Raw genomic sequence first — 17,634 nt, 5'->3', positions numbered from 1 at the left:
CGGCAGGTCCGGGGGTGCAGTTCCCGTGTCGAGGACCGATCCAGGACGGCCCCCCATGCCCGAGCCCATTCACGATGACGATCCCGCTCCGACGCTGGCCGAGGTCGCCCGTCGCGCCGGCGTCTCCACCGCCACCGCCTCCCGGGTGCTGAACCGTTCCGCCCGGGTCTCCTCGGAGGTGGCGGCCCGGGTGGAACGCGCAGCGCGCGAGTTGGCGTACGTCCGCCGACGGGCGGCCAGGACCCGGGAGACCGGTGTCGTCGCCATCGTGGTGTTCGCGGATCCGTTGCAGTACCACGCGGACGCCTTCCCCGTACGCCTGCTGGCCGGGCTGCGGCGCTCCCTTCCGGGCGCCGAGCGGGAGCTGGCCGTTTTCACGGTGCCCAGGCGCTCCCGGCGGCCGCCGCTGGTGCGCTACCTGTGCGGCGGCCACGTCGACGGCGTGCTGCTGGTCGGGCCCTGGGGGGACACCGCGCTCACCCGGCTGCTGCACGCGGCCAGGGTGCCCGTGGTGTCGCTGGGCAGGCCGCCGGAGCCGGGCGCGGTGGCGTTCGTCGACGCGGACAACCTCGTCGGCGCGAGGGACGCGGTGCGGCGGCTGTGCGCGTCCGGTCGCCGCTCGGTGGCCACCATCGCCGGGCCACCGGACACCGCCGCCGGCGCGGACCGGCTGACCGGCTACCACCAGGCGATGGCCGCGATGGCCGCGATGCGGCCCGCCGTGGCGTACGGCGACTTCAGCAGCGCCTCCGGTGAGCACGCGATGCAGCGGCTGCTGGACCAGCGCCCCGAATTGAACGCGGTGTTCGCCGCCTCCGACCAGATGGCCGCGGGGGCCCTCAGGACCTTGCGGCGGCACGGCCTTCGGGTGCCCGAGGACGTGGCGCTGATCGGCTTCGACGACGCCCCCCTCGCGGCGCGGTGCCGGCCGGGGCTGACCACGGTCCGCCAGCCGGTGGAGGAACTCGGTTCCCGTGCCATGGAGTTGCTGCTGCGGCACCCGGAACGCGGCGAGTCGGTGGTGCTCCCCACCCGACTGGTCGTCCGGGCGTCGGGCTGAGCGTGCCCCGCGCCGAAAAAAATTGCGCCCGCACGGCAACCTTTCCGTCCCCGGTGCCCACTGGTGGGTGCGACGCCGAGTCGATCTACCGAATGGACGGGAATGAAAGCAACGAAGCATGCCGCTCCGCTGTCGAGCCGCAGCCGTCGGCTGGCCCTGGGCATACCGTTGGCAGTGATCGCGGTCGGTGCGCTGGTGTGCCTGGCCCTCGCACTCCTGCCGGACGGCGGGGGCGTCGTCGTCGACGCCGGGATACCCGCCGGCGCGTCCGTCGCGGCCACCGAGCCGAGCGCCCTGGCCGGCACCCCACCGGGCGCCGCCGTCCCGGCCACCGCCACGCCCGAGACGGCGGCGCCGACGGTCACCAGCCCCGCACCCTCGCCCTCGGCCACCGGCACCCCTTCGCCGTCGGCCACTGCCTCGCCGCGGCCATCCGTCACCACGACCTCGCCCTCGCCGTCGGCCGCCGGCAGCACCCGCACCGCAGCGGCGGCCACGGCCTCCCTGGCCGGACGGATCAAGCCCGGGGCGAGCTACCAGGGCGTCGCGACGTCCTACGACGCCGCCGACGGCAACGGCGCCTGCTCGTTCGGCCCGTCCGGCGACCTCATGATCGCGGCGATGAACCACACCGACTACGAGACGTCCGGCGCGTGCGGGGCGTACGTGCTCGTGCGCGCGGCCAACGGGACGAGCATCACGGTGCGGATCGTCAACGACTGCCCCCTGCCCTGCGCACCCGGGCAGCTCGACCTGAGCCACGAGGCCTTCGCCAAGCTCGCGGACCTGTCGGTGGGCCGCCTCCCGATCACCTGGACGCTGCTGAGCCCCGGCGCGGCCCCCGCCACGATGTCGATCCGGTACAAGACCGGATCCAGCCAGTGGTGGTGCGGGATCCAGGTGATCGGCCACCGGAACCCGGTGGCTGCCCTGGAGGTCAGGACCGGCGGCGGCTGGCGGCAGCTGTCCCGCACCGACTACAACTACTTCCTCTCCCCGGACGGCAGCGGGTGCGGCGGCCCTCTCAGGATCACCGACATCTACGGGGAGCAGCTCACCGTCGACGGGATCGCGGTGAGGCCGGACGTCGCCCAGCCGACCCAAGTCCAGTTCGCCCGGCATTGACCGCACTGCTCGCCCGTCGGCCGTCGGGGACGCCCCTGCGGGGCGACCACCGCCGCGTCCGGGAAACGGGCACTGCTACGCTCATGCCGATTGTTAACGCTCACATTGCAGGGAGAGGGCGACCGGGGGACATGCTCCTCGATGACGCGTCCGCGGAGTTCCACGACTTCTTCGAACGCCACTACGCCGAACTCGCCCGTCTCGCCCACCTCCTGACCGGTGAGACGGACGCCGCCGACGACCTCGCCGCGGACGCCTTGATCGCCCTGTGGCAACGCTGGGACCGGCTCCGCGCCGCCGACCACCCGCTCGCGTACGCCCGCGGGGTGGTCGCCAACATGGCGCGCGCACGGATCCGCAGCGCGGTCCGCGAGCGGCGCCGGGTCCTGCTGTTCTGGACCCGCAGCCCGGAGAGGACCGACGGACCGGACGTGGCAGCCGTGCTGGACGTCCGTGCGGCGCTCGCCCGGCTGCCGTTCCGCAAGCGGGCCTGCGTGGTGCTGCGCCACGCCTTCGACCTCTCGGAGAAGGACACCGCGGCGGCGCTCGGCATATCGGTCGGTACGGTGAAGAGCCAGAGCTCGAAGGGGATGGCCGAGCTGCAACAGCTGCTCGGCGCGCGAGCGGGCGGCGAACTGGCGACAGGAAGGAGGAACCGGTGAACGAGCACATCGCCCGGCAGCTGCGCGAGGCCGCCGAGGCCCACCAGCCCGACCGCGCGCGGATGCTGGCCCGGGTCCAGCGCGGCGCGGCCGGCCCCGCCGCCCGTCACCGCGCGCGGTCGGGCCTGCGGTCATGGCCCAAGGCCGCGCTCGCCGGCCTCGCCACCGCCGGCATCCTGGCCACCGGCGGTTTCGCCGTGGCGAGCATCGTCCGGACCCAACCCCCGTCGGACACCACCACGACCGCGCCCTCGGCCCCCTCACCGACGGTCGCGCCCTCGCCGACGCCGTCGGCCCCACCTGCCGCCACGGCTCCGGCTCAAGCACCGGCACCGGCCACCAGCGCCCCGGCCGGTCCGCGCCCGACCCCGTCCGCGAGCAGCCGCGCCCAGAACGGGCCGCTGTGGTCGGAGGGATCCATCGACGCACACAGCACCGTCTACTGGGGCCAGAACAACCTGACCCTCAGGACCGCCCAACCGCTCACCTCGCTCACCGTCGAGCTGCGCATCGCGCAGACCGGCGACGTGCGCGACACCGGCAACTGGCGGACCCTGCCGAGCGACGACTTCACCGTCACCGCCCAGGAGTCAGGCGGCGCACTGGTCTACCGCTGGGTCCTCAAACCCGGCCGCACCGTGCCCGCCGGCCAGCACGAGTTCGCGGGCCAGTACAACCACGCCACCGGCGTCCGCAGTTCCGCGAACGACAGCTACCGGGTGGACGCCCAGTCGGCGGGCGGTTCCGCGTCCGTCGGGGGAGGCTTCGCCCCGGCACGGTGAGGGCCGGCCCTCGGAGGACACGACCCGCGCTCGCAGCGACCCGCCCTCGCAGCGACCCTCCGTAGCGCGTGCGGGTCCACGGCCCTCCCGGGCCCCGGGCCGAAGGAGCATCCGGAGGCCGCGGTCCGACCCTCACCGTGCGCAGGCACGACCACGGCGCCCGCTCGAACGATGGGCGCACGATGCGCCGCCGCACCGGAACCCCGGTGCGGCGGCGCGTCGTCCGGCCACCTGCCGCGTCCGCCGTCAGGCCACGGGCAGGCCGCTGCCCGCGATCACCTCGGGCCGCAGCAGCGCGCTGAGCCTCTCGGCCGGGAGCAGCCCCTTCTCCAGGACGAGCTCGGCCACGCCCCGGCCGCTGGCGAGGGCCTCCTTGGCGATGTCGGTCGCCGCCGTGTACCCGATGTGCGGGTTGAGAGCGGTCACCAGGCCGATGGAGTTCTCGACGGTCGCGCGCAGCATCTCGGTGTTGGCGGTGATACCGACGACGCAGCGCTCGGCGAGGGTGAGGCAGGCCGCCCGCAGGTGGGTGATCGACTCGGACAGCGAGTGCAGGATGATCGGTTCGAAGGCGTTGAGCTGGAGCTGCCCGCCCTCGGCGGCCATCGTGATGGCAACGTCGTTGCCGATCACCTCGAAGGCGACCTGGTTGACGACCTCGGGGATGACCGGGTTCACCTTGCCGGGCATGATGCTCGAACCGGCCTGCACCGGCGGAAGGTTGATCTCGCCGAGGCCCGCGCGCGGCCCCGAGGACAGCAGTCGCAGGTCGTTGCAGGTCTTCGACAGCTTGACGGCGATACGCTTGAGCACGCCGGACATCTGGACGAACGCGCCGCAGTCCTGCGTGGCCTCGATCAGGTTGGCCGCCGTGACGAGGGGCAGCCCGGTGAGGTCGGCGAGGTGGCGGCGGGCGGACTCGGCGTATCCGGCGGGCGCGTTGAGGCCGGTGCCGATCGCGGTGGCGCCGAGGTTGATCTCGTGGATCAGCTCGACGGCCTCCGCGAGCCGGCTGCGGTCCTCGTCGAGCATGACCGCGAACGTCGAGAACTCCTGCCCGAGCGTCATCGGCACGGCGTCCTGCAGCTGCGTGCGGCCCATCTTCAGGACGTCGCGGAACTCGACGGCCTTGCGGGCGAAGGCGTCCTGGAGGACGGCCATCGCGTCGAGCAGGCCGCGCACGGCGAACACGGTCGCGATCCGGACGGCGGTCGGGTAGACGTCGTTGGTGGACTGGCCGAGGTTGACGTGCTCGTTGGGGTGCAGGTGGCGATACTCGCCCTTGGCGTGCCCCAGCAGCTCCAGCGCGCGGTTGGCCACGACCTCGTTGGCGTTCATGTTGGTCGAGGTGCCGGCGCCGCCCTGGATGACGTCGACGACGAACTGGTCGTGCAGCTCGCCGGCCCGGATCTCGCGGCAGGCGGCGACGATCGCCCCGGCCTTCGCGGGCTCCAGGAGGCCAAGTTCCTCGTTGGCGAGGGCCGCGGCCTCCTTGACGGCGGCGAGGGCGTCGATCAGGTGCGGGTAGGCGGAGATGGGCGTGCCCGTGATGGGGAAGTTCTCGGTGGCGCGCAGCGTGTGGACGCCCCAGTAGGCGTCGGCGGGGACGTCGCGGTCTCCGAGCAGGTCGTGTTCACTGCGGGTAGCGGCGGTCATGGGTGTGCGGGTCCTCTTCTTCAGGGAATGGCGGGTCGGGTCACGCAGGGGCGAGCAGGGCCGACGGGTCCAGCGCGGCCACCGGCCGGACACCGCCGACGGGCCGGCCACCGCCGGTCGCCGGCTCCCCCGCGAACCCGGTGAGCAGCCGCGGGTCGACTCCCGCCAGGGCCAGCGCGGCCGCTGCCACCGGGACGCGTGCCCGGTTCGCGCCGTCGGCGATCTTCACGGCGATGGCGCGGCCGTCCGGCAGTGCGGCGACCTGGACGCCCTCGAAGCCGTCCTTGGTCAGCAGTCCGGGCACCGCGCGCATCAGCGCGGCCACGTCCCGTCCGGCGCCGGAGGCCATCTCCGGGTGCGCGCGCAGCGCGCCCGCCACCCGGGACTCGGGCGTGCCGCGCGTGCCGGTGGCGATGCGGGCGGCGGCGCGCGCGAGGCCGTGCAGGGAGACCGCGAACAGCGGGGTGCCGCAGCCGTCCACGGTGACGTGCGCGATGCGTTGACCGGTGAGCTCTTCGACGGTCGCGGCGATCACCCGTTGGAGCGGGTGGGTGGGATCGTCGTAGTCCTCCGGCGGCCAGCCGTTGAGCTTGCAGAGGTAGAGCATCGCGGCGTGCTTGCCCGAGCAGTTCTGGGCGAGCCGGGAGGGCGGGCGGCCCTCCCGGACCCAGGTGTCGCGCACGGCCGGGTCGTACGGCAGGTCCGGCACGTTGCGCAGGTCGTCCTCGGAGAGGCCGGCGAGGTCCAGGATCCGCCGGGCTCCGGCGAGGTGGCGCTCCTCGCCGGAGTGGCTGCCCATGGCGAGGGCGAGCAGTTCGCCGTCGAGCGGCAGCCCCGCCCGGACCATGGCGACGGCCTGGACCGGCTTGAGGGCAGAGCGCGGGTAGCAGGCGGCCTCGATGTCGCCGAGCCGGAACCGCACCCCGCCGTCGCCGCCGAGGACGACGACGGAGCCGTGGTGGGTGCCCTCGACCACTGCGCCCCGGGTGACGTGGGCGACGGGCACGTGGCGGGGCTCGCGGATCGCGGGCGCGTCCGCGAGGGGACTGCTGAACATGACGTCCTCGTTCGGTGGTGGAGGTGCTGCTGAGCGGTGTGCCGACGGGTGGCGGCCCGCGACGATGGCATGACGAGCCGTCAGATTCCGTGCGCAGATGCCTGGTTCAGCTTTCCGAGTCGGCGGCGGCGCGCGCGATCCGTCCGCGGATCGCGTACCAGCCCGCGACCAGCGCTCCGCCGATCAGCGGCAGGCACAGCACGGTGGTGCGCCCGGCGCCACCGTCGGCGTACATGAGGACCAGGACGGAGACGAGGAAAACCAGCGTCACGAGCTCGGTCCACGGCGAGCCGGGCAGGCGGTAGCCGGGCCGGGTCAGTTCGCCCTGGCGGGTCTTTCGCCAGAAGAGGTAGTGGCAGACCATGATCATGCCCCAGGTGGCGAGGATGCCGATCGCCGCGAAGTTCAGCACGATCTCGAACGCGTCGGCCGGGACCACGAAGTTGAGGCCGACGCCGAGGACGCACATGCCGCTGGTCAGCAGGATGCCGCCGTACGGCACCTGGGTGCGGCTCATGCGGGCGGTGAACCGGGGGGCCGAGCCGCTCACGGCCATGGAGCGCAGGATGCGTCCGGTGGAGTAGAGGCCGGAGTTGAGCGAGGACATGGCCGCGGTGAGGACCACCAGGTTCATCACGCCGCCGGCCGCCGGGACGCCGATGTGGGAGAGCACGGTCACGAACGGGCTCTGGCCCGAGCTGTACTTGTTCCAGGGCAGCAGCATCGACAGGAGGAGGACCGAACCGACGTAGAACAGGCCGACGCGCCACATGATCGAGTTGATCGCCTTCGGCATGATCTTCTCGGGGTTCTCGGTCTCCCCGGCCGTCACGCCGACGAGTTCCACCGAGGCGTAGGCGAAGACGACGCCCTGGATGATCAGCAGCATCGGCATCAGGCCGTTGGGGAAGATCCCGCCGTTGCCGGTGATCAGGGACGGCCCGGGGACGGCGCCGTCGACCGGGTGCCGGGTGACCAGCAGGTAGATCGCGATGCCCATGAACACCAGCAGCGCGCCGACCTTGACGATGGCGAACCAGAACTCCAGTTCGCCGAAGATCCGCACCGAGATGAGGTTCACGGTCAACACCACGGCCAGGGCTATGAGCGCGATCACCCACTGCGGGACGCTGGAGAACAGGTGCCAGTAGTGGGTGTACGTGGCGACGGCGGTGATGTCGGCGATGCCGGTGGTCGCCCAGTTGAGGAAGTACATCCAGCCCGCGGTGTACGCGCCCTTCTCCCCCAGGAACTCCCGGGCGTACGACACGAAGGCCCCGGAGGACGGGCGGTACAGGACGAGCTCGCCGAGCGCGCGCACGACGAGGAAGGCGAAGACGCCGCAGACGGCGTACGCGACGAACAGGGAGGGCCCGGCGTCGGCGAGCCGTCCGCCCGCGCCGAGGAACAGGCCGGTGCCGATGGCACCGCCGATGGCGATCATGTTGACGTGCCGGGGCTTCAGGGACTTGCTGTAGCCGGTGTCACCGGCGTCGACGTGACGGGTCGTGGGGCGCTTCTCGTCCTTGAGGAACTGCTCGCTCACGCCTCGGATCTGCCTTCCGTGGGAGTGTCCGCGCGCCCGGGGCGCACGATGTCGGTGAGGGTCGCCTCGACGCGGTGGAGGTGGTGGGACATCGCCGCGACCGCGTCGGGCTCGGAACCGTCGACCAGCGCCTCGACGATCGCCCGGTGCTCGCAGTTCGACTGCTCGCGCCGGCCGCCGAGTTCGTTGAGGAAGGTGGACTGACGCGCCAGTGCGTCACGGATCTCCTCGATCACCCGGCGGAAGACCGGGTTGCGGGAGGCCTCGGCCACCGCCAGGTGGAAGACGGTGTCCAGCGCGACCCACGCGGTGGTGTCGGTCTCCCGCTCCATCCGGTCGAGCAGGTGCGCCAGGTGGTCCAGGTCCTCCGGGGTGCGGCGCAGCGCCGCGTACCCGGCGACCGGGATCTCGACGTGCCGGCGCACCTCCAGGAGGTCGCTGGCCGCGTAGTCGCCGAACGTGGGGTCCTCGACGGTGTTCGCCACGACGAAGGTGCCCTTGCCGGTCTTGGAGACGGTCAGGCCCATGGTCTGGAGGGCCCGGAGGGCCTCCCGCAGCACGGGCCGGCTGACCTCCAGGGTGCGGCACAGCTCCGCTTCGGAGGGGAGCTTGTCCCCGACGGAGTACTCGCCGCGCTCGATGGCGCCGCGCAGGTGGCCGAACACCGCTTCCATCGCGCTCACGCGGCGAGGGGCCGATCCTGCTGTCTGGCTGTCTGACAGGTTCACGGGCCGATCCTGAGGGCTGTGGCCGAGCGGTGTCAAGGGGTCGGCGCCGGACCGAGGGCAAGCGCCGTCGCCCGCGCGGCGCGTGCCCCCCGATCGCCCGCCGGCCGATCTTCTGCCATGGACCTGGCCCTCAGCTACGACTACGACTTCATCCCCCTGCCGGCGCCACGGACACTGCGCCGGACGCTGATCGCGCGGGACCCGGTCGTGGCGCGCCCCCCGCCGACCCGGAGCTGACCCGCTTCATCTACGCCGTCCGCATCGACACCCGGCACACCCCGCGCGCCCTGGTGGCCCTGGAGCAGATGCTCGCCGCGCAGGCGCTGGCCGCCCTGTCCTGAGGAGCACCCCGCGCCCCACCCGCACCAGGCACCTCCCGCCTCCTCCACTCAGCCTCCGATCGGCAGGACGGACGTGGGCTCGGTGATCACCAGGGACTCCCCCGCCGGGCTCAGGCGGCCGCTGGACGGGTCGCGGTGGAAGGCCGTGACGGTGTCGGAGCGCTGGTTGGCGCAGAAGAGGAGAAGGCCGTCGGGGGTGAGTGCGATGTCACGCGGCCAAATGCCGCCGCAGGGAACGGCGGTGAGCAGTTCCACGGACGCGCCGTCGTCGTGGACGGCGTGGATCGCGATCGCGTCGTCGCCGCGGTTGGTCGTGTAGAGGAAGCGGCCGTCCCCGGACAGCCGGAGCGCGGCGGCGGAGTTGGCGTTCGGCGCGCCCGGATCCTGTCGGGTCTCGACCTCGGCAACCGGTTCGAGGCGGCCGGAGAGCCCGTCCCAGGTGCAGACGGTGAGGGTCGAGGAGAGTTCGTTCAGAACGTGGGCGTACCGGCCCGACGAATGGAACACGAGGTGCCGAGGGCCTCTGCCCGCCGGCAGTTGCACCGTCCGGTGGGCGCTGAGCAGGCCGCTGTCCGGATCGAAGGCGTAGACGTAAACCCGGTCGGTACCGAGATCGGTGCACAGCAGGAACCGCCCGTCCGGCGAGGGAGCCGCCATGTGGGCGTGCGGGGACGTGAGCAAATCCCCGGACGCCTCCCGGCCTGGGTGCCGGACGATCTGCACCGGCCCGGCAGCAGCGACCATGCCGTCGGCGCCGATGGGAACGACCGAGAGGGCGCCATCGCCGTAGTGGGCCGCGAAGACGTGCGAACCACTGGGGTGGACCGCGATGTGGCAGGGGCCCGCGCCACCACTGGCGGCGACGAAGGGCGGCCCCTGGAACCCGGTGTCGATGTCGGTGTCGGTGTCCACCCGGAGGGACACGACCCCTCCAACCGCCCGTTCCAGGACGGCGTGGACGACCCCGCGCGTCGGATCGACAGCCGCATAGGAGGGGTGGTCCAGCGGCAATATCCGGACGAGGCTCATGGCGCCGGTGCCGTCGTAGCGGACGGCGCACAGACCCGCTCCAGGAGCGTCGGCAGCGGCGGCGCTGCCGATGACCAGCAGTCCGCCGGACAAAGCGGTCTGATGGTGATTCACGTATGCCTACTCTCTGCTCGCCTTGCGGCACGCGATTCGCGGCAAGGCCGCGCGGGATCGCGCCGAGGTGCTGAAGTGGCCGCCAACGGGCGGACGGACTCGTCGACCCTCTTCGTGCGTGCTACGGGGCCGGGGATTTCGAAGTCTATCCGGAGGTCGAACACACAACCGTAGGCGCCGAACGGGCGGCATGACGCAGCAACAAGACTTCCCAGTCGGCTACTTGAGAGCCATGAAGGAAGGTGGACACCCGCCCGGGTCGCGGATTTCCTCCCGCACTCCGGCGCTTGACTTCAAGTCGGCTTGAGATTCTACCTTGGGGCCATGAACTTCACCGGGGCCAAACCTCGGTCGAGGCCGAGGAAATCCGCGTTGTCGGAGTCGTCGTCATCCGGACAGGAGAGTGATCAGCATGCGAGCGGTGCGGGCGGTGCGTTTCGGGGGCCCGGAGGTTCTGGTTCCGGGCGAGGCACCGGAGCCGGTCGTCGGACCGGGACGGGTGATGGTCGAGGTGTCCGTCGTGGGCATCACGTTCGTCGAGACGCAGATCCGCCGCGGCGTCGACCGGTGGCACGCCAGACCCGACCTGCCGTACGTACCGGGCGGCATGGTGGCCGGCCGGGTGAGCGCGACCGGGGAAGGAACGGATCCGAGCTGGATCGGCCGCCTCGTTCTGGCCGACGCCGGGGCGACGGGTGCCTTCGCCGAGCGGGTGGCGGCCGACGCGGAGAGCCTGATCCCGGTACCCGAAGGGCTGGGCCCGCGCGAGGCCGCAGCCTTGCACACGGACGGCAGCACCGCGACGGGCCTCGTCGAGGGGGCGCGGATCGCTGCCGGGGAGTGGGTGCTGGTCGAGGCGGCGGCCGGCGGTGTCGGCAGCCTGCTGGTCCAGTTGGCTCGGGCGGCCGGGGCCAGGGTCATCGGGATCGCCCGTGGGGCACGGAAGCTCGACCTGATCCGCAGCCTGGGGGCCGAGGCCGCGGTCGACTACTCCGCACCGGACTGGACCGAGCAGGTCCTCCGGGCGACCGGCGGCGCGGGAGTCGACGTCGTGTTCGACGGCGTGGGCGGGGAGATCGGCCGGGCCGCGTTCGAGGTGACGGCCCGCCACGGCCGGTTCTCCGTGCACGGCGCCTCAAGCGGTCAGCTGACGGTGATCGAGCCCGCGGAAGCGCGGAGGCGCGGAGTCGAGGTGATCGGAATCGAGCAGCTCTACGGGTTCAGGCCGCGGATGCACCAGTGGGCCGAACAGGTGATGGCAGAAGCGGTCGCGGGCCGAGTCCGGCCGGTCATCGGACAGACCTTCCCGCTGGAGCACGCCGCGGACGCGCACGCCGCGATCGAAAGCCGAACCGCCCTGGGCAAGACCCTGCTCCTGATCTGACCACCCCCGCAGCGGAGCCGGCCGCCGCCACCGCCGTCAGGCGGACCGGCCCATCCATGCCGCGTCCCGCTTCAGATGCGGATCACGATCTCTCCGCGCGTGCGTCCGCGCTCGGCGCGCAGGCCCCGAAGCCCCAGCGCAGACACCGGGGAACAAGTGACCCGCCGGTAGGAAGTGGTCGCTACGGGGCAGGGTTGAGGGTCTCGTGTACGACGTTGATGAACGGGAATACCTCCTTCGACAGGCCCACCGAGCCTCCTGAGCCGGCACGCTGAACGATGCTCGGCCGCCGCCTCGGGCTCCAGGACACTTGCCGCGGCACGGCCGGCTTCATGTCGCTGACCTGAACGTGACGGCTACGACACCTCACCGCGAGTGGAAATAGGATCGCCACGAGTGGAGTTGGTGACGGAAGTTTCCCGTTTCAGGAGGGGTCATGCGAGCGATTCAGATGTCCGAAGTGGGCGGTCCCGAGGTGCTGCGACTGGTCGATATCGATCAACCGACGCCGGGCCCGGGCCAAGCGGTCGTGGAGGTCGCCGCATCCGGGGTCAACTTCCTCGACGTCTACCACCGCGAAGGCCGGTACAGCGTCCCGCTGCCCTTCACCCCGGGCGCCGAGGGCGCCGGCACGGTCGTCGAAGTCGGCCCCGGCGTCACTGACGTCGCAGTCGGGGACCGGGTCGGTTGGGTGGAGATTCCCGGCACGTATGCCGAGCGGGCCGTCGTGGACTCCTCCCGGCTGGTGCCGCTGCCCGACGATATCGGCTTCGAGACAGCCGCCGCCGTGCTCCTCCAAGGCATGACCGCGCACTATCTCGTCAAGGACGCCTACCCGGTTCAGGGGGGCGACACGGTGCTCGTGCATGCGGCTGCCGGCGGCATGGGGCTGCTTTTGACCCAGCTCATCACCCAACTCGGCGGCAGGGTGATCGGCACGACGTCGACCACGGCGAAGGCCGAGCTGGCGAAGCGTGCCGGGGCCGCCGAGGTGATCCTTTCCTCCGCAGTCGACGATCTCGCAGCCGAGGTGAGGCGGCTCAACGGCGGTCAGGGACTGCCGGTCGTCTTCGACGGCGTCGGCGCGCACACCTTCGATGCGAGCCTCGCCAGCCTGCGAACCCGCGGCCATCTCGTGCTCTTCGGCGCGGCAAGTGGTGCCGTGCCGCCGTTCGATCCGATTCGGCTCGCCCACGGCGGTTCGCTGACCCTGATCCGGCCCAGCCTCGGGCACTACATCGCCGATCGGTCCGAACTGCTCCGACGGGCCGCCGATGTGTTCGGGTGGGTGCGCTCCAAGGCGCTTGAGGTCACCGTAACGGGCCGCTACGCATTGTCCGAGGCCGCCCAGGCCCACAGCGATCTGGAGGCTCGGCGTACCACCGGCAAGCTGCTCGTCGTACCCGATGCGGCCGCTGTCGGACGCCGCGAGGAGACGCAGAGCTGATCGCGGGTGACGAGGTCGGGGATCTTGGAGACTGAGATGTCGAGGGCATGGCCGACCGTCATCGCCAAGATCCCCGACAGCAATTACCGGCGAGTTACTTGCTCCGCGGTGTCTGCGCTGGGACTTCGGGACCGTGCAGGTGGGCGTGGGCGATCCGCAAACCCGGGCTCACGCCGCCGGCCGGTGCGGTGTCACCTTCCCAGCCACTTGGTCAGACCTGCCCAGAGGCCCCGGCGCTCCCGGCTTTCGGGCAGGGTCCCGCGGTGCTCGGTGCGTGGAGCAACCGTGGTCTGCGGCTCCGGTCCCTCCGGCGCAATGCCCTGGGCCCGGGCGGCCGCGAGCCAGCTGGGGAACTCGGCGAGCATCAGGTCGTAAAGCCGAGCGTCGGAGATCCCCTGTGGATCACGCCCCAGATGGAAGAAACCGGCGTTGTCGATGGGCCGCTTCTCCGGAACCGCCAACTCGTCAAGCTTCCGCAGGAAGTCGAACTGCCTGCTGTCCGGGTCGCCGAAGCCGATGAACTGCCAGAAGATCGGCAGCGTCGCCGCCTCGCACAGGCGCGCTTCCGCCGCGCCCTTGTTGATCGGCCCGCCGTCCGTCTGGAACAGGACGAGGGCCGGGGCCGTGGCACCGCTCTCGCGGTAGTGCCGGACCACCGCGTCCATCGCCACGTGGTAACTGGTCTTGCCCATGTGGCCGAGGCCGGCCACGATCCGGTCGATCCGGCCCTCGTGGTCCTCCAAGGTGATCTCGGTCTGGGCGTCGACCTCGGTGGAGAAGAAGAGGACCGGCACGCTCCCGTCGTCGTCCAGATTCGCCGACAGTCCCAGGACCCGGTCGGCGAGCGCCTGGACACTGCCGTCCTTGTAAAAGGGCCTCATCGAACCGGAGTAGTCGATCACCAGGTACACCGCGACGCGCTGACCGCTGAGCCCGCGCCGCTCCACCGAGGCGTCGGCCGTCTTGTAGAGGCTCACCAGCGCAGGTGCACTCCGCTCGACCTTGTCGAGACTGACGGCCATGTGTCACTCCCCCAAAAACACGCAGGTCAAGCGCCCCTGAAGCCCAGCCGGCACCACCACCGGAACCGGCACCCACAGTATCGCGAAACCAATCCCAAGCCGCGGCGCGAGCGGCACGCCGGTTCGACGCACAACCAACCGCCTGCGAAGCCCGGATTGCACTCAAACGGGCGATGCCGCCCGCAGAGCTGCGGCCGCAGGGCTACGGCCGCAGCCGCGCCGCCCGCGACTCCAGGTAGCGCTGTTCTGCGGTGCTCGCCGTGGCCCTGGCCGCGCGGCGGTAGTGGTCGTGGGCGGCGGTCCGGTCGCCGGTGCGTTCCAGGAGGTGGGCGCGGACGGAGAGGAGGCGGTGGTGGGTGGCCATCCTCGGGTCGGCGTCGAGGGTGGCGAGGAGGGCCAGGCCGGCCTCGGGGCCCTCGGTTTCGGCGAGGGCGATCGTGCGGTTGAGGGTGACCATCGGGTTGGGGGCGATGCGTTCGAGGATCAGGTACAGCGCGTGCACCTGGTGCCAGTCGGTCTCCTCGGCCGTCGCCGCCGCCGCGTGCGTCGCGGCGATCGCGGACTGGAGCTGGTACGGGCCGAGGGCGGGGCCGGCCAGGGACGCCTTGGCGAGGGCGAGGCCCTCGTCGAGCAGGGTGCGGTCCCAGGCCGTCCGATCCTGGTCGGCGAGGGGGACCAGGTCGCCGGCGGAGGTCGTACGGGCCTCGCGGCGGGCGTGGGTGAGGAGCATCAGGGCGAGCAGACCGGCGACCTCGGGGTCGTCGGGCAGCTGGGCGTGCACCGTGCGGGTGAGGCGGATCGCCTCGCGGGCGAGGTCGGGGCGGTCGAGGTCGGTGCCCGAGGAGGCGGTGTAGCCCTCGTTGAAGATCAGGTAGAGGACGTGCAGGACCACCCGCAGCCGCTCCTCGCGCTCCCCGCCCTCGGGGAGCGCGAAGGAGCTGCCGGCGGCCTTGATGCGCTGCTTGGCCCGGCTGATCCTGGCCGCGAGCGTGGCCTCCGGGACCAGGAACGCGCGGGCGATCTCGGCCGTGGTCAGGCCGCCGACCGCCCGCAGGGTCAGGGCGGTCTGGGAGGCCGCGGTCAGGGTCGGGTGGCAGCACAGGAACAGCAGGACGAGCGTGTCGTCGCTGTCCGGCACGTCCTCGGGCCGCACCTCGGACGCCGTCGCCGCCTCGCGTTCGCGGCGCGCGTGGTCGCTGCGCATCCGGTCGACGAGGCGGCGGGAGGCGACCGTCACCAGCCAGCCGCGCGGGTTGTCCGGCACGCCCTCGTCCGGCCACTGCACGGCGGCTGCGAGGACGGCCTCCTGCACGGCGTCCTCGCAGCCCTCGAACTGCCCGTGCCGCCGCACCAGCGTGCCGAGGACCTGCGGCGCGAGCTCACGCAGCAGGTCCTCGAACTCGTGCACCGCCGTGCCGTGCGGACGGCCGGGGGTCGTTCCGGGGGGCGTGCCGGGGATCATGCCCTGCGAACTGCCGGGGGTCGTGCCGTGCGTCATGCCTCCAAGTGTCCGTCGGAGAACATGACCTGGCGCACCTCGACCCCCAGTCCCGGGATCGCGGCGTCGGGGATCTGCGCCGCGAGTTCGATCGCGCGGTCCTTGTCCTCGCAGTCGACGAGGTAGAAGCCGCCGAGGAATTCCTTGGCCTCCAGGAACGGGCCGTCGGTCACCACCGGCTGCCCGTCCCGGACGGTCACCACGGCCGCCTGGGACGGGTCGACCAGCGCCTGGGTGAGGATCAGCTCGCCGGACTCCTTCAGCGCCTCGATGAACCGGCCGTGGCCGGCGCCGATCGCCGCCTTCTCCTCGTCGGTCAGCGCGTCCAGCACGGCCGGGTTGATGTGCAGGCCGATCACGAACTTCATCGCGTGCTCCTCGTGGTGCGCGGGCCCCGGCGGGGCCCTCTCGACCGGTTGGTCGGAGCCGCCGGCGCCGTCTTGACATCGCTCGGGACGTTTCCCGGAGAAATTTCCCACGACTTTCCCGTCGCACGGCCTTCGCGCGTCCGGCGGATGTCAAGAACGCTCCCCCGGCTCCGACCAGCCCGCGCAACGTACGGAGATCCGGAGGTTACGAAGATGCGAGTCGAACGGCCCTGGGCGGCCCTGGCCGTCCTGATGCTGCCCACCCTGCTGGTCGCGATGGACGTGACGGCGCTGCTGCTCGCGCTCCCGCGGCTGAGCGCGGACCTGGGTGCCACCAACGTCCAGCAGCTGTGGATCAGCGACGGCTACGGGCTCACGGTGGCCGCCCTGGTCATCACGATGGGCACCCTCGGTGACCGGATCGGCCGCCGGCGGCTGCTGCTCACCGGCGCCGCGGCGTTCGCGGTGCTGTCGGTCGTGGCGGCCTACGCCACCGACCCGCTGGTGCTGATCGCCGTCCGGGCGCTGCTCGGCGTCGCCGGGGCGACGCTGGCGCCGTCCACGCTCGCGCTGATCACCGACCTGTTCCGGGACGGGCGGCAGCGCGGGCGGGCCATCGCGGTGTGGGCGACGTGCCAGTTCGCCGGGGGCGCGCTCGGGCCGGTGCTCGCCGGGTTCCTGCTCCAGCACTTCTGGTGGGGGTCAGTGTTCCTGGCCGCCGTGCCGGCGATGGCGGTGCTGCTGCTGACCGGGCCGTTCCTGCTGCCGGAGTTCCGCGGCGACCGGTCGGGGCGGCTGGACCTCGCCGGCGTGGGGCTGTCGCTGGTGGCCGTGCTCCTGGTGGTCTACGGGCTCAAGCAGCTGGCGGTCGGGAGCGCGCCCGCCGTGCCTTCTGCGGCCCTGGCCGTGGGCACGGTGGTCGGCGCGCTGTTCGTCCGGCGCCAACTACGCCTGGAAACGCCGCTGTTGGACCTCCGCCTGCTGCGCAGCCGCCCGTTCACGGCCGTCCTCGTCGCGCTGGTGTTCGCCGGCGTGGCGATGGCCGGGACGGGCCTGCTGGTGACGCAGTACCTGCAGAGCGTCCTCGGCCACTCGCCGCTCGCGTCCGCCGTGCTGTTCGCGCCGATGGGCCTGGCCGTGGCGGTGGGCACGATGGCCTCGCCGCTCCTGGCCCGGCGGGTGAGCCGGTCGACCGCGATCGCCGGCGGGCTGGCGCTCTCCACGCTCGGCGGCCTGCTGCTGACGGTCGTGGACGGTCCCGGCAGCCTGCCGCTGGTCATCACCGGCGTCGCCGTCCTGGCGCTCGGCACCGGCCCGCTGTTCGCGCTCGGCACCGGGCTCGTCATGGGTTCCGTCCCGCCGGAGCGTGCCGGATCGGCCGCGGCGATGTCGGAGACCGGCAACTACTTCGGCGGCTCGCTGGGCTTCGCGCTCCTCGGCGCGCTGGCCGCGGCGGTCTACCGCGCCCGCACGCACGGCACGTCCGACTCCCTCGCGGGCGCGGTCGCCGCCGCCGGGCACCTCCCGGCCGGGCGGGCCGGGGACCTCCTGCACACCGCGCGAGAGGCGTTCACGTCCGCGCTGCACGTCACCGGTGCCGTCGCGGCGGGGATCTTCGCTGCCTTGGCCGTCCTGACGTACGCGTTGCGCCCGAAGGTGCCGGAAGCCCCGGCCGCCGCAGCAGCTCCCGACTACGAGGCCACCCACGCGTAAGCGACGGAACGGCCCCGCGGGGGGGCCCCCCCCCCGGGGCGGGGGCGGGCGCGCCCCGGCGCGCGCGCCAGCCCCCCCCCGCCCCGCGCGCGCGCCCCCCCC

General features: G+C 72.4%; 15 protein-coding genes. 7 read left to right on the top strand and 8 right to left on the bottom strand.

Going from position 1 to position 17,634, the window contains the following annotated elements:
* The first annotated feature begins 55 nt into the window (after window positions 1–55).
* From ACFV4F_RS12125 to ACFV4F_RS12110, 4 genes are all read left to right on the top strand, one after another.
* A complete protein-coding gene (locus tag ACFV4F_RS12125) occupies window positions 56–1,060 on the top strand; it encodes a LacI family DNA-binding transcriptional regulator (protein WP_380438354.1) in 1,005 nt (334 codons plus the stop codon).
* 102 nt (window positions 1,061–1,162) lie between these two features.
* Window positions 1,163–2,185 carry an expansin EXLX1 family cellulose-binding protein gene (locus ACFV4F_RS12120; RefSeq protein WP_380438352.1) on the top strand — a complete coding sequence of 341 codons (1,023 nt, stop codon included), beginning with the start codon at window positions 1,163–1,165 and terminating at the stop codon, window positions 2,183–2,185.
* Window positions 2,186–2,316: 131 nt separating this feature from the next.
* Window positions 2,317–2,847: a SigE family RNA polymerase sigma factor gene (locus ACFV4F_RS12115; RefSeq protein ID WP_380501892.1), complete on the top strand. Its 531-nt coding sequence runs from the start codon at window positions 2,317–2,319 to the stop codon at window positions 2,845–2,847.
* A complete protein-coding gene (locus ACFV4F_RS12110; RefSeq protein WP_380501891.1) occupies window positions 2,844–3,629 on the top strand; it encodes a hypothetical protein in 786 nt (261 codons plus the stop codon). Before ACFV4F_RS12115 ends, ACFV4F_RS12110 begins: the two co-directional genes overlap by 4 nt.
* Before the next feature lie 246 nt (window positions 3,630–3,875).
* Here ACFV4F_RS12110 and aspA read toward each other — a convergent pair whose 3' ends face one another.
* The 5 genes from aspA to ACFV4F_RS12085 all read right to left on the bottom strand — a co-directional run bounded on the left by aspA (window position 3,876) and on the right by ACFV4F_RS12085 (window position 10,100).
* Window positions 3,876–5,285 carry an aspartate ammonia-lyase gene (gene aspA / locus ACFV4F_RS12105; RefSeq protein WP_380438346.1) on the bottom strand — a complete coding sequence of 470 codons (1,410 nt, stop codon included), beginning with the start codon at window positions 5,283–5,285 and terminating at the stop codon, window positions 3,876–3,878.
* A 40-nt stretch (window positions 5,286–5,325) separates the two neighbouring features.
* Window positions 5,326–6,342, bottom strand: coding sequence for an asparaginase (locus tag ACFV4F_RS12100; RefSeq protein ID WP_380501889.1), 1,017 nt, complete (start codon window positions 6,340–6,342; stop codon window positions 5,326–5,328).
* A gap of 106 nt (window positions 6,343–6,448) precedes the next feature.
* A complete protein-coding gene (locus ACFV4F_RS12095; RefSeq protein WP_380501887.1) occupies window positions 6,449–7,888 on the bottom strand; it encodes an amino acid permease in 1,440 nt (479 codons plus the stop codon).
* The gene (locus ACFV4F_RS12090) at window positions 7,885–8,562 is read right to left on the bottom strand and encodes a FadR/GntR family transcriptional regulator (protein ID WP_380501969.1); all 678 of its coding nucleotides are present in this window, start codon (window positions 8,560–8,562) and stop codon (window positions 7,885–7,887) included. The genes ACFV4F_RS12095 and ACFV4F_RS12090 overlap by 4 nt, the downstream gene beginning before the upstream one ends.
* A gap of 443 nt (window positions 8,563–9,005) precedes the next feature.
* A complete protein-coding gene (locus ACFV4F_RS12085) occupies window positions 9,006–10,100 on the bottom strand; it encodes a lactonase family protein (protein WP_380501886.1) in 1,095 nt (364 codons plus the stop codon).
* A gap of 412 nt (window positions 10,101–10,512) precedes the next feature.
* Here ACFV4F_RS12085 and ACFV4F_RS12080 point away from each other — a divergent pair, with 412 nt between their 5' ends.
* Together ACFV4F_RS12080 and ACFV4F_RS12075 are read left to right on the top strand one after the other, a co-directional pair.
* On the top strand, window positions 10,513–11,484 hold the full coding sequence (locus ACFV4F_RS12080; protein WP_380501884.1) for a zinc-binding dehydrogenase: 972 nt from the start codon (window positions 10,513–10,515) through the stop codon (window positions 11,482–11,484).
* 436 nt (window positions 11,485–11,920) lie between these two features.
* Window positions 11,921–12,931, top strand: a complete 1,011-nt coding sequence (locus ACFV4F_RS12075; RefSeq protein WP_380501882.1) for a quinone oxidoreductase family protein — start codon at window positions 11,921–11,923, stop codon at window positions 12,929–12,931.
* 191 nt (window positions 12,932–13,122) lie between these two features.
* Here the strand turns inward: ACFV4F_RS12075 and ACFV4F_RS12070 are convergent, their stop codons facing one another.
* The 3 genes from ACFV4F_RS12070 to ACFV4F_RS12060 form a co-directional block, all read right to left on the bottom strand.
* Entirely contained in the window at window positions 13,123–13,953 is an 831-nt protein-coding gene (locus tag ACFV4F_RS12070) for a VWA domain-containing protein (protein ID WP_380501880.1), read from the bottom strand.
* A gap of 202 nt (window positions 13,954–14,155) precedes the next feature.
* Window positions 14,156–15,415 carry an RNA polymerase sigma factor gene (locus ACFV4F_RS12065; protein WP_380501967.1) on the bottom strand — a complete coding sequence of 420 codons (1,260 nt, stop codon included), beginning with the start codon at window positions 15,413–15,415 and terminating at the stop codon, window positions 14,156–14,158.
* A 32-nt stretch (window positions 15,416–15,447) separates the two neighbouring features.
* Window positions 15,448–15,819, bottom strand: a complete 372-nt coding sequence (locus tag ACFV4F_RS12060) for a YciI family protein (protein WP_380490295.1) — start codon at window positions 15,817–15,819, stop codon at window positions 15,448–15,450.
* A 213-nt stretch (window positions 15,820–16,032) separates the two neighbouring features.
* Between ACFV4F_RS12060 and ACFV4F_RS12055 the strand changes: the two genes are divergently transcribed.
* Window positions 16,033–17,532 carry an MFS transporter gene (locus ACFV4F_RS12055; RefSeq protein ID WP_380501878.1) on the top strand — a complete coding sequence of 500 codons (1,500 nt, stop codon included), beginning with the start codon at window positions 16,033–16,035 and terminating at the stop codon, window positions 17,530–17,532.
* Window positions 17,533–17,634 lie beyond the last annotated feature (102 nt).

The sequence above is a fragment of the Kitasatospora sp. NPDC059722 genome (genome assembly GCF_042733235.1).
Classification (GTDB): Bacteria; Actinomycetota; Actinomycetes; order Streptomycetales; family Streptomycetaceae; genus Kitasatospora.
Note: the sequence above shows the minus strand (reverse complement) of the source record. Positions and strands in the feature narration are given on the sequence as shown.